The following is a 12,039-nucleotide window of genomic DNA, read 5'->3' as shown; positions in this document are numbered from 1 at the left end:
CACTGGTTTACCCAATTCCTTTTGTTGGTGGAGCGGTAAAAGAGTAGTATGTGTGCCTCTGCAACTTCAAAGGCTTAATGTATGAAATACCAGTGGATTCTGTTTGACGCCGACGAGACTCTTTTTCACTTTGACGCTTATCGTGGCCTTAAGCTGATGTTTTCACGCTTTGAGGTCGATTTCACGCCAGAGCATTTCTCCGAGTACCAGCGTGTCAATCAGCCTCTTTGGGTTGACTACCAAAACGGTGATATAGACGCAGAGCAGCTGAAGCATCAGCGGTTTGAATCCTGGGCTCAGCAGCTTGGCGTGACAACCGTTACCCTGAACAGCGCATTTCTCGAAGCAATGGCAGACACCTGCTCTTTGTTACCGGGTGCAGCCACTCTGCTTGAACGCCTCAATCCTCACGTGAAAATGGGCATCATCACCAACGGTTTTACTGAGCTGCAGGACATTCGCCTGCAGAGAACCGGCGTGGATCACTATTTTTCTTCTCTGATTATTTCGGAAAAAGTGGGCGCCGCCAAACCGTCTCCTATCATCTTTGACTATGCCATCAATGCGATTGGCAATCCTGCACCCAGTACAGTGTTGATGGTTGGAGACAACCCGCATTCAGATATTCTGGGCGGCATGAAGGCCGGAATGGATACTTGCTGGCTCAATCACCACGATGCACAAGCACCAGAGGGAATCAGACCCAGCTACACAGTGCGCCATCTGGATGAACTAACTAGTCTGTTATTCAATTAATGTTGCGACTTTAGATAACGGCGGGAAATAAGCGGCGATAAGGTTGTAGCCTGTCTGATATAACAAAGCGCACCGATAAGTGCGCTTTTCATGTCTGGCTACCCAAACTGGGGGGCTATGTAGTCAAAAAAGCAGTAATTATTCGTAGTCGAAATCGATGTACTCACCGCTGTCCTGACGCTGACGCGTTGATCGGCGTTTCTTCTTCCGCGCCTGCTGATTGTAATCTAAAAAGTCATCGTTAAAGTCACTCTTAAACTTGGACTTAGACCCTTTGCGGAACTTCTCATCTAACTTTGCCATGCTTGTTTCCTGACACACAACCAGATAAAAACATTGAGTATATTAGGTTGCCATTAGTGGCAAACCATCACCACTAAGCATAGGGTAACGATTCAGACATACGCTAATGCTTAGTGTTACAGTCAGGTGGTCAGTTCTATCGCTGTACATAGCCGAAACAGTGATTAAGTGTACGGAACTGACCCCTTCAGCAGCGAGACTAATGCAAAGCCTGAATCCCTGTACAACAAGATATTTTCATCAAGAGAATAAAATATTCTGCTCGATGAAATGCGCCTAGACACGCTCACTTATTTCACTGAACGCGACATCCAGCAAACCGTTAAGCAGTTCCACTTTTTCATTATCATCACGCCAGACTAGGTACAAAGACTGCTCCATGACGGGGGCGTTATTAACCAAATGCAGCTCACCGGACTCAACACTGTGTGCAATAACAGGTGAAGGCAAATAGCCTACTCCGCCATTGTTCAATAAGTGTTCCAATGCCATCTTACTGGAATGTGTGTGTAAGATAGGTGTCTTCTGCAGTTCATTAATCCGGCTGTGATCAACGGCAAACCGCGTCCCCCAGTCCAAATAGATCAAAGGAAAATCTTTGATGTCTGACATGCCACAGTCGGGCTGATGACAAACCAGTTGCAGCTGATAATCCCTGACTTTATTCACCATCAAATCGTCAATCTTTGGCGGTTCACTGGTGATAACCACATCCACGCTCTTATTCAGTATTTGCTTGGCCTGAGCCTGACGAGGAACGGTTTCCAGACGCAACGCCAATTCTGGAATCGCACCATAAATGCGGCTGATCCAGTCTGACAGACCATCAAACTCCCACACCAGAGCGGAAGCGCCCAGCGTGATCTGGTTATTACGTGAGTCTGACAATGCCACATCCTGACGCGCCCTGCTCCATGTCTGCAAGATGGCTTCTGCATACGGCTGGAGACGTTCACCTGCCGCAGTCAGATGAACATTGCCGCGTTGACGTGAAAATAAAGCGTTACCTAACTGGGATTCCAGTTGGCGTATCCGGAAACTGACCGCAGACTGAGTCAGATATAAATTATCGGCAGCACGGCCAAAGTGACGTGTTTTCGTCACTTCTAGAAATGTTCTGAGTAGTTCGGTGTCCACAAGTAAACCTACATAATGAAGAGTGGGACTCTGGGCATATATGCCCTTAGCGATAGTACACTGCCCCTCCCCCCATTATCATCAAAAAGTTTTATCGTTACGACGAAAAAGCTTTGATTTACAACTCGACAAACCTGAAAGAATATCTGCGAAAATCTCACATGGCAGGTGATCAGATGAGAAATGTAGGTAAATTTTACGACGATAAAAATTTCCCGCGCGGATTTAACCGCTCCGGTGTCTTCACTGTGGGTGAAGCCAGCATTTTGGAAAGTTATGGCAGAACCATGCGTGGCATCCACGAAGGTTTGCTCAGGCCTGAAACACCGGAAGAAGAGCAGTTTTTTGCTGAAATAACAGGACAACAGGAAATCTCTTCAGACTTTGCTAAGTGCTGGGTTAAGTACCTGAAACAAACTTCTACAAAAATACGTAGCTACACCTTGTGTAACTCACCTCGCAAATCATCAGCAAGCAGCTTTGACGATGATAGCGATGACGGCGGTAGCGATGACGACATGGATTTTTAATTAATCCGTCATTTATCGCCATAGCAACATGCTTTACCGAGCCATTCGCAAACCGCGCATGGCTCTTTTCTTTTTTGCCTGATAAACCGGGCAATAAATTGGTTAATTGAAATGAAAATTTGCTTCGTAATGTACCCATGGAGCAGAGTAGAGCCTGAAACAGACTCTACCCTGCGTTTGATCCATGAAGTTGCCAGTCGCGGCCATACTGTCGCTCTGACTACCCCTAGTAACCTGACTATGCGTGACAGCATGGCAATCGCTTTTTGTCGGGTACTTAAAAAGTCGACAGTGTCTAACAATGTGCCGAGCTTTTACCGCAAAGCAGAGTTCCGCAAAGCAGAACTGCCGCTGGCTGGATTCGACGCCATCATCATGCGAGCAAACCCGCCGCTGGATACCATGGCGCTCAATTTCCTGGATTCAGTACGTGACGATACTTTCATTTTCAATGACATCGACGGCCTGCGTGTTGCCAACAACAAACTCTATACCGCGTCTTTGCCGGATCCAAACCGCGAGTTCATCCCTGTGACACACGTGTCGAAGAACCGTGAATATCTTGAGCGCGTACTGGAAGAGAACCCCAATGACCGCATGATCATGAAGCCGCTGAACGGTTACGGTGGCAAAGGCGTTATTCTGGTTGAGAAAAGTGCCAAATCCAGCGTGCGCTCATTGCTGGACTTTTATATCGGCGACGATCACAACTATGTGATTTTGCAAGACTACATCGAAGGCGCAGAGAAAGGCGATGTACGTATCATGATGCTGAACGGTGAGCCTATTGGCGCGATGAAGCGTGTGCCGGCCAAAGATGACGTTCGCTCAAACATTCACGCCGGTGGTCAGGAAGTCAAACACGCCCTGACGAAACAGGAGTTGCGTCTGTGCCGCCATATCGGCCCGAAACTGGTACGTGACGGCCTTTACTTTGTGGGTCTGGATGTCATCAATGGCAAATTGGTTGAAGTCAATGTACTGAGCCCTGGTGGTATTACGCGTATCAACCGTCTGAACCGCGCCAAGCTTCAGCGTGAGGTGATTGATTTCGTCGAGAGTGTTGTCAAAGCCAAAGACATCAGCATTGCTCGCAAAAATAAATTCCGTCAGGTTATCGAAGATGCGTCAACTAACTGAGCGTGATGTATTGTCCTTCATCCAGCAACACATTCCTTTTGAAGGACAGCTGGCTGACGGGAGTGTCACCATTCGCATCACCGAGTACCAGCCGATTGTCGCCACTGCCATTCACAACGGCAGCCGGTTACGCCCTGAACTGGTGGCTAAGTGCCACCTTTCAGAAACGGAAAGGTACTATGAGGAAGATCCCTATACGGGCGATTTCATCACTTCCCTGCCGATTGTGCTGCAAGGTGAAGACTCGCGGTACGAGTACGATCTTAACCGCAGTCCGGAGGCCTGTATTTATCAGCAGGCCTGGGGGAAAGATGTCTGGCATGCCAAACTGACCGAGTCAGAAAAGCAGGTCTCTTTGGCAAAGCATGCCTGTTATTACCGCATTTTTCGTGCACTGATCACGTCTCTTGAGCGCAAGTTCGGCTACTGTGTAATATATGACTTGCACTCATATAATCACGAGCGCATATCCCAGCCATGTCCGACATTTAATTTGGGGACAGCGCAGATTGATCGCAAAGCATGGCAGGCCGAAATTAGTAATCTCCTGACCAGGCTAGGACAAATCCAACTGCCGAACCAGGCAGTTACAGCGGGTGAAAATCTTGTTTTTCAGGGTATGGGATATCAGGCGACATTTGTTCGAGATAATTTCTCCCACACCCTCATCTTACCCATTGAGATCAAGAAGGTGTATATGAATGAAACAGGTGGTGAAAGTTATCCGTTAGTCATTGAGCAGTTGAAAACAGAATTAAAAGATACCCTGACCGGCCATGCTGCTTTTGTCATGCAAAACCGTACACAGCAACCTGCCCGTCGACGTCAGAATGCCCATGTACTGGACTCAAAACTGCCAAAGGAAGTTGTTCTGCTGGACCGCCAGCTGTACAAATTTGCCCGTGGCCTGAATACACTCAGTTACATTAACCCGATCAACCTGAAACAGGAAAAGCGCCGGTTTTTACATAACCGCGATGTGTATCATCCGCAGTTTACCTACCGTCAGTTAGATCTGGATCCCTATAAGTTTCGCGAACAATTATACCGGCTGCCGGTAGAAGATATTCGTGATGCGGGTATTCAGTCGATGTACCGCAAAGTCATCGATCAACTGGCCGTTCGTATTGACCTGCTGACCAGCCTGGGCCACGAGGAGTTTTTGTACAACTCTCTGCGCTATTATGGCCGGCCAGATGAAAGCGATATCGCTAACGCCAACTTCATTTTGCATGCCAGAGAATATGCAGAGCCAGAAAACGCAACCATCAGTGCAGAAGAAGCTGTCATTGCGTTCAATGAAGCCGCCGACGATTACGGCTTCAGTTGCAAAATTCAGGGCACGACCAAGCTGATCGCTCGCGCCATGGTGAGTGGCCGTACCGTAAAAATCAACCTGAACAGCCGGTTCACTCCCTCTGATCTGTTTGCGCTGATTCATCACGAAATGGGCGTACATATGGTCACCAGCGTCAACGCTGAAGCCCAGCCACTCAAAGTATTGCAGCTCGGTTTACCGGGCAATACCCATACTCAGGAAGGCCTGGCGATTTTGTGTGAGCACCTGTCGGGTAATTTCCCGTTGCACAGGCTGAAGACGCTGGCGTTACGCGTGGTTGCAGTTGACATGATGGTAAATAAACGCAGCTTTAATGAAACCTTCAATACGCTGAAGTTTGATTACGGCCTGTCCAATGACACTGCGTTTACCATTACGACCCGCGCGTACCGTGGCGGTGGTTTTACCAAAGACTATCTGTACCTCCGCGGTTTGAAAGATGCCCTCAGGTTACACAAGGAAACTGATCTGACCTCGCTGTTCATTGGTAAAACAGGCTTTGAGTTTAAACCATTGCTTGATGAGCTAATTGAGCGGGATATTTTGCAGCCACCTCAGTACCTGCCAAAAGCACTCAACATGAAGACGGACACCGATCCCATCATTAACTTCATGCTTAGCTGCATCAACTAACCGGCTCATAAAAAGATGCGCTTCCGTCACAGGTAAGCGCATCTTTATTTACAGGCTTTTCATTCCGGTATTTATTCCCACTCCCAATGACGACCGTCATGCTCCTGAGTAAATAACATCCGATAGCCTGATATGTTTCTGTGTGGCACATCTCGCATCACTTTATGGAACTGCTTGTTATCAAGGTGGATCAGGTTTTCATGATCACCGGATTCGATATACAGCTCATCCTGTTCAAGCAGCAAATCATCCACCAGCATATTGACTTTATATGCCTGTCCTAATGAAGGGATCGCACCGGGTTCGCAGTCCTGAAAGATCTGGGTTAATTCATGCTCACCCACCAAAAAGAACTGCTTGCCCATTATGCGATTAATTTTATCAATCATTACCCGGCGGTTAGACGGCACAACGGCCATCAGATAATCGCCCTGCTGATCCTTAAGCAAAACGGCTTTCGCCACTTGGGAAGTAGGAACATGTGCAGAGACCGCCGAACTGAATGATGTATCGGTATGCCTGTGGTGCGTCAGACTGAAATCCACATTATGGCTGTTGAGGAATTGCCCAACTGTCATAGCCATTGCCATAAATCACCTCCTGGAAATCCAGCGCTCGGGCTTAACGCCCTACAGCCAAAGTATGAAAGGGGTGCGGCAATTTTGCGAACTTCACACCCATAAATTTCATGGGTAATTGTAAAGGAAGGCGAACAAAGCTTACTGGATTCGACGAATCTGCCAAAATGCCCGTTGCCAGTACGGGGTGTCAAGGCTGGATACCACGACTCCCTGCGATGTTGAAGCGTGGAGAAACTCATTATTCCCCATATAGATGCCGACATGGCGCATGCTCCGCCCTGTCCTGAAAAACACCAGATCCCCTTTTTTTGCCATAGAACGAGGAACAGCCTTACCCAACTGCGACTGCTCTGCGGTAGTGCGAGGCAGCATCTGACGATAAACCTCAGAATAGGTCAGCTGAACAAATGCAGAGCAGTCAATTCCCCGTCTGGAGCTTCCCCCTAAACGGTAAGGCGTACCTTTCCAGCTTTGGTATACATCAAGAAACGTGGGGGTCGGTGGTTTGATAGCAATGGAAAGTGGGGGCTGGGGAGGCTGGTTAACCGCGGCATGGATTTCCCGGGTTTCCGCAGGTGCTTGTGTTGTGGTACTGCAGCCTGCAAGCACGCTAAGAACAGCCATAGTTGCGATCATCAAAACCAAGCGTTGCTGGCGATAACCCACACTCCTTCTTGTTCCTGCCATATCAACCTCTGCGCAAAAAAATACCACAAGGAAGTGATTATGCATGAAGCCACAGCCTGATGCACTGTCTGGCGCGCTGCCTGGTTAATCTTAAAGCACCCTTCAGCGACGCCCAATGCGTCTGTTCATCATTCACTTCTTCACAAGGATATCAAGATGCGCAAACTGCCTGACTCTCAGCACCTGCGCGTTAACTTTTTATATATTACTTTTCAATTGGTTAACTTTTCAATTTTGTGACTTGTTGCATATCAAAGGCTCTGTCACTTTTGCTAAATTTCTCTGCTGAATTAATCTAAGAAAGTAGTTAGTGTTTTTTAAGGAGTTGTTGTGCTCGCTTTCATTCGCCTGTTACTGGCTGCCCTTTTTATCGTTTTCACCTGTTTGTTTGCTCTGGTGTACTGTCTTTTCAGCCCCAGAGATCCAAAGCATGTCTATTTTTTCAGCCGCTGGTTCAAGATACTGAGAAAAATAGTCAATGTGCATATCATTGAAAGGGGGCAGGAGCGGATCAAAGGAGTTGGTCGTGCCGTCTATATCTCTAATCACCAGAACGTTTTCGACTTTGTTACCTCGCCCGGCATGGTCCGGCCGAGAACCGTCTCAATCGGTAAAAAAAGCCTGCTGTGGATTCCCTTCTTTGGCCCTTTGTACTGGATCACCGGCAATATACTGATAGACAGAGAGAACAAAGCCAAAGCCCGCGATACCATCAAACAAGTCGCCGATACCATTCACGAACGCAACCTGTCGGTATGGATGTATCCTGAAGGCACCAGAAGCAAAGGGCGTGGGTTGCTGCCTTTTAAAACCGGTGCATTCAGAATGGCCATTGAGGCCGGTGTACCAATCGTGCCTATGGTTGTCAGTAGTACCCATAACAAAATTGACCTGAACCTGCGGGATAACGGCACTGTGATTGCTGAGTACCTCGACCCGATTGATACGTCTGAAATGACTATGCAGGATGCCAGGGAATTAGCTGAGCGCTGTCGTGAAATGATGCTGAATCACATAGCGAAACTGGATGCTGAAGTGGCAACGCTCAACACCCAGTCTGCGACAGTGGTGGCAAAAACAGGTTAATGGGTTTCTGTCGTCTGATTCTTGCTCAAATCCTCAAATGCCCTTAGTAATGGCTCACTTTTGAGAATGCGGTTATGCCCCAGACCACTGGTCTCAATCAAACTGACCCGTGGCAGGGCATTCGCTTTCCGCGACTGTTCAAATAACGCAAAACGATCACTATTATCGTGAACAATCACTATGTGTCCCTGATGGCCAGCCAACCGTTGGTGACTATCCACACTATCAATCGGATACTGATACTGGTGCTCAACTTCGCGGATCACATCCTGAAACAAACGCAGCGAGAAACCCGATCCCTCAACAACACGGTACAAGTTATCTTTGTAATTCAGAATCGGAGCGACCAGCAGCATGGGCACACCCGCCAGTTTCGCGTGCTTGCTCTCAAGCACCATGGTACAGCCCATGCTGTGCGCAACAACACCGGCAAGCTCATCAACTTCTTGCTCCAATACGGCTTCCAGCCCTTTGACAAACCCGGGCAAATGTCCGTGCTGACCATCGCTCGCACCATGAGCAGGATTATCGAATGCCAGAGCGGTAAAGCCTGAGGCCGCAATACGTTCCATCAGGGTATAAAACTGACTGGCCGACCCGGACCATCCATGCCCCAACAGCCATGTAGGGCCACTTCCAAGGGAATAGGTCATTATTTTACCTTCGGACGTCTCAATCGCTTTTTTTTGTAAGCCCTCAGGTGCCTGAACTTTGGCAGAAAGCCTTTCAGGAGTTAACAATAAGTTCCGCGCGGTTTTGCGGGCATGAGATGGGGCAATGCGGTGATAGGCACGGGTTGCCACATTGATTGCACGGCGTCTGACATTCACGCCTCCCTTAGTATTGAAATATATTTTGCTGCTCATGATATGGCCTGTATAAAAAAGTACGCTCGTGCTTTTTTTGAAATTTAAAAATTAGTCTTGCTTGCTGTCTGACCGGCAACTGGCAAGAATAAGATCCACATCCATCCAGAATCGTGGGCTACCATCAGCTTCCAGACCTAAGGAATGAAAGAGCTGACTACTGAGGTAAGCACCATAGAGCCGGAATACGGATTGCCAGGTATCTAAATCCGTACGGAACTCTCCGCTGGTCTTCCCCTGCTCAACCTGACGACACAAATAGTCCATCCACCGACGGGTAATAATGTCCAGCTCCTGCTGAACAGGGTGATCACTGCAGCGACCTTCTTTCCAGGCATCGATAAACATGCAGCTGCCCTGAAAGGAATGGTTCCAGGCTAACCAGTTCTGCAGTAATAACCTGATTTTTTCTTCGACTGAATCCCAGTCTGCAAGCCGTGCCGGCTGAATAACATGCTGAGCAAAGTATTCACCTGCAAACTGCAAAACAGCGACCTGTAAATTTTCTTTCGAATTGAAATGCGCAAACAGCCCGCTTTTCGACATACCTGATGCCTTAGCCAGCTGCCCGACAGTCAGACTGTCCAAGCCATCACGGCTGGCCAGATCAAATGCCGTTCTCAGTATGTGTTCCCGGGTGACCCGCCCTTTGCTCATTTCACTTCCTTTCGCTACATTATCGCGATTAAAGCACGATCGTTCTTTTTCATGCAAGAAAAGTCAGGTCCAACCAGACAGCTTTTAACCGCCGTTAACGCTCTGAAAAATGGAACAGGCTGTCAACTTTAATAGGACAGTCACCAGCTTCATGAACAGCATCCTGCGCCTGCTTCAGCGAATCATAACTGCAGGGTATACCGTACACATCAGTCAGAGGATGATCATTCCCAGCTTCATCTTTGAAATTCACACTCCAACCCGTACTGAGAAAATCGTGGACTAATCGCGCCTCCACCAATGTGTGATTCATCAACATTTCCCGGCATTCAGACAGAACCATAATTAAACCCTCTCAACATCTTTAAGAGAACAGCTCTATTGAACAAGTAATTATCCTCTCACCACCATTTAAGATTCTTATCACTATAAATATAGTTAATTCTGCGTAAAGGTAACCTCAGGCTGATCAGGGTAAACCCCGAACCGGCAACGATGCCATTACACCTGTTTCTGGCTGTACAGAACAAGATGATGGTTAAAGACTGCATTCAGCTGCTTATTGTTAATATTGTTATCCATTAATTTTTGTGCGGTTATAGCGTATTTCACTATCCAAGTATTGATAAACCCAATGCATCTATGCTCTTATTCGCAGATAAAAAATCTTAATAAAACAAGGGTTATACGTGTCCGCTATATCCATTCACACCATGAAGGACGGTGAAGTCACCTTCCCGGCAGGCGAGCAACTCGTTTCAGCCACTGATCTCAAAGGAAACATCATCTATTGCAACCCCTGTTTCTGTCAGGTTGCTGGTTATACCGAGGACGAGTTACTGGGTAAACCGCATAATGTTATTCGCCATGCCGATATGCCCAAGGCTGCATTCGGCGACATGTGGATGCACTTGAAAAAAGGTAACGCCTGGCGGGGTATCGTCAAGAACAAGACCAAGAATGGCGGCTATTACTGGGTCGACGCTTACGTCACGCCTATCTACGAACACAGTAAAATCGTGGGTTACCAATCGGTACGGGTAAAACCCACCCCCGACATGGTCAAAACCGCCAGCCAGGCTTACAAGTCATTACGCCAGAGTGAAGGCAAAACCAGCGTGTCGCTTTCGCTACCGGTTTCATTGCGTTACGGCTTATTGGCTGGCGCTATCCTGCTGCCGGTTATTTATAGCCTGATACAGGGCGGATTTTCGGTCGCCGCACTTCTGCCGCTGCTTCCGCTTATTGTGCTGCTGCTTCTCTTCCGTCAGGAACTGTTTCAGACCCCGCAACAGTTAAGTGACCTCAAACAGAGCTATGACAGCATCAGCCGGCTGATTTTTTCCGGCGACAGTGCTTTTTCTGTGGCGGATTATCATCTCAAAATGGCCTCAGCAAGAATTCGTACCGTTTTAGGCCGAATGAAAGATGCAGCCCACCCTCTTCAGGAACTTGCTGAAGAGCTGAGTGAAACAGCCACCCGTGTCAATCAGGCGATCCGGCATCAGAACGACAATATCCGCAATGTTGCCAATGCTCTGGATGACATGACTGACTCAGCACAAACAGTCAACCAGCATGCCGATCAATCGGAGCAGTTGTTACTGAGCACTCAGAATTACAGTGATCAGACCCGGGTACAACTGGATACCACTCAGCAAAATCTGCAAACACTGTCTGCGCAAGCAGAGCAGGCAACGGCCACAACACTGCAATTAAGTAACGAAGCGGCGAAAGTCAGCTCTGTGATGGATGAAATTCGCGGCATTGCCGATCAAACTAACCTGCTGGCCTTAAATGCTGCTATTGAAGCTGCTCGTGCCGGCGAGCATGGTCGTGGTTTTGCTGTAGTTGCCGATGAAGTACGGGCTTTGTCATCACGAACTCAGACGGCAACAGAACAGATCCAAAACAGTATCGAGCACATGTTGAATACAATCAACGAATGGCGCTCTGTGATTGAGTGCAACCGTGATCAGACCAACCAGTGTGTTTCAACAGCCGCTGAAGGCTCTGAGAGCCTGAAAACCATGGAAGCCAATATGGCTGAAATGAGTCTGTTAATCCGTAAAATGGCCCAGGCTGCAGAGGGCCAGGTTCAACTGACTGACCATACCCGCCAACACATCCACTCGATCGCTGCAGCATCAGAGCAAAACTTTAAAGAGTTGCTGCTGGTCGAAGAGTCGAGCGCCGGACTCAGGGCGAAAGTCGACGACTTTGAAGCACTGGCCGAACGCTTCGAGGAAAGATAACCACTTTATCTGACTGGTCTGGCTGTCAGGCCAGTCAGAAACCCAGCCCCGCCGACATTGCCCCCATCT

Annotated in this window: 13 protein-coding genes; 6 read left to right on the top strand and 7 right to left on the bottom strand. The window is 48.1% G+C overall.

Annotated features, from left to right (window positions below):
• The first annotated feature begins 81 nt into the window (after positions 1–81).
• Positions 82–756 carry a pyrimidine 5'-nucleotidase gene (gene yjjG, locus L6J37_RS10390; RefSeq protein WP_237794995.1) on the top strand — a complete coding sequence of 225 codons (675 nt, stop codon included), beginning with the start codon at positions 82–84 and terminating at the stop codon, positions 754–756.
• Between the two features lie 138 nt (positions 757–894).
• Here the strand turns inward: yjjG and L6J37_RS10385 are convergent, their stop codons facing one another.
• Positions 895–1,059, bottom strand: coding sequence for a hypothetical protein (locus L6J37_RS10385; RefSeq protein WP_162836569.1), 165 nt, complete (start codon positions 1,057–1,059; stop codon positions 895–897).
• 276 nt (positions 1,060–1,335) lie between these two features.
• Complete coding sequence (hdfR, locus tag L6J37_RS10380) at positions 1,336–2,196, bottom strand: HTH-type transcriptional regulator HdfR (protein WP_237794993.1); 861 nt, start codon at positions 2,194–2,196, stop codon at positions 1,336–1,338.
• 161 nt (positions 2,197–2,357) lie between these two features.
• Here hdfR and maoP point away from each other — a divergent pair, with 161 nt between their 5' ends.
• The 3 genes from maoP to L6J37_RS10365 all read left to right on the top strand — a co-directional run bounded on the left by maoP (position 2,358) and on the right by L6J37_RS10365 (position 5,838).
• Entirely contained in the window at positions 2,358–2,726 is a 369-nt protein-coding gene (gene maoP / locus L6J37_RS10375) for a DUF413 domain-containing protein (RefSeq protein ID WP_375713902.1), read from the top strand.
• A gap of 111 nt (positions 2,727–2,837) precedes the next feature.
• Positions 2,838–3,866 carry a glutathione synthase gene (gene gshB / locus L6J37_RS10370; protein WP_192016894.1) on the top strand — a complete coding sequence of 343 codons (1,029 nt, stop codon included), beginning with the start codon at positions 2,838–2,840 and terminating at the stop codon, positions 3,864–3,866.
• Complete coding sequence (locus tag L6J37_RS10365; RefSeq protein WP_237794990.1) at positions 3,850–5,838, top strand: flavohemoglobin expression-modulating QEGLA motif protein; 1,989 nt, start codon at positions 3,850–3,852, stop codon at positions 5,836–5,838. Before gshB ends, L6J37_RS10365 begins: the two co-directional genes overlap by 17 nt.
• 71 nt (positions 5,839–5,909) lie before the next feature.
• On the opposite strand, the gene L6J37_RS10360 is transcribed toward L6J37_RS10365, so the two are convergent.
• Entirely contained in the window at positions 5,910–6,428 is a 519-nt protein-coding gene (locus L6J37_RS10360) for an aminoacyl-tRNA deacylase (protein ID WP_192016892.1), read from the bottom strand.
• A 129-nt stretch (positions 6,429–6,557) separates the two neighbouring features.
• Positions 6,558–7,055 carry an NlpC/P60 family protein gene (locus L6J37_RS10355; RefSeq protein WP_237795087.1) on the bottom strand — a complete coding sequence of 166 codons (498 nt, stop codon included), beginning with the start codon at positions 7,053–7,055 and terminating at the stop codon, positions 6,558–6,560.
• A gap of 381 nt (positions 7,056–7,436) precedes the next feature.
• Between L6J37_RS10355 and L6J37_RS10350 the strand changes: the two genes are divergently transcribed.
• On the top strand, positions 7,437–8,192 hold the full coding sequence (locus tag L6J37_RS10350) for a 1-acylglycerol-3-phosphate O-acyltransferase (protein WP_192016891.1): 756 nt from the start codon (positions 7,437–7,439) through the stop codon (positions 8,190–8,192).
• Here L6J37_RS10350 and L6J37_RS10345 read toward each other — a convergent pair.
• The 3 genes from L6J37_RS10345 to L6J37_RS10335 form a co-directional block, all read right to left on the bottom strand.
• Positions 8,189–9,058, bottom strand: a complete 870-nt coding sequence (locus L6J37_RS10345; RefSeq protein ID WP_237794988.1) for an alpha/beta fold hydrolase — start codon at positions 9,056–9,058, stop codon at positions 8,189–8,191. The genes L6J37_RS10350 and L6J37_RS10345 overlap by 4 nt on opposite strands.
• A 51-nt stretch (positions 9,059–9,109) precedes the next feature.
• The gene (locus L6J37_RS10340; RefSeq protein WP_237794986.1) at positions 9,110–9,715 is read right to left on the bottom strand and encodes a TetR/AcrR family transcriptional regulator; all 606 of its coding nucleotides are present in this window, start codon (positions 9,713–9,715) and stop codon (positions 9,110–9,112) included.
• A 94-nt stretch (positions 9,716–9,809) separates the two neighbouring features.
• Positions 9,810–10,028 carry a hypothetical protein gene (locus tag L6J37_RS10335; protein WP_237794984.1) on the bottom strand — a complete coding sequence of 73 codons (219 nt, stop codon included), beginning with the start codon at positions 10,026–10,028 and terminating at the stop codon, positions 9,810–9,812.
• A gap of 400 nt (positions 10,029–10,428) precedes the next feature.
• Here L6J37_RS10335 and L6J37_RS10330 point away from each other — a divergent pair, with 400 nt between their 5' ends.
• A complete protein-coding gene (locus L6J37_RS10330; protein WP_237795085.1) occupies positions 10,429–11,970 on the top strand; it encodes a methyl-accepting chemotaxis protein in 1,542 nt (513 codons plus the stop codon).
• Positions 11,971–12,039 lie beyond the last annotated feature (69 nt).

Origin of the sequence: Photobacterium sp. WH77, from assembly GCF_022014395.1 — a bacterium.
Taxonomy (GTDB): Bacteria; Pseudomonadota; Gammaproteobacteria; order Enterobacterales; family Vibrionaceae; genus Photobacterium; species Photobacterium arenosum.
The sequence above is the reverse complement of the archived record's forward strand: the minus strand, read 5'-3'. Positions and strand labels throughout refer to the sequence as shown.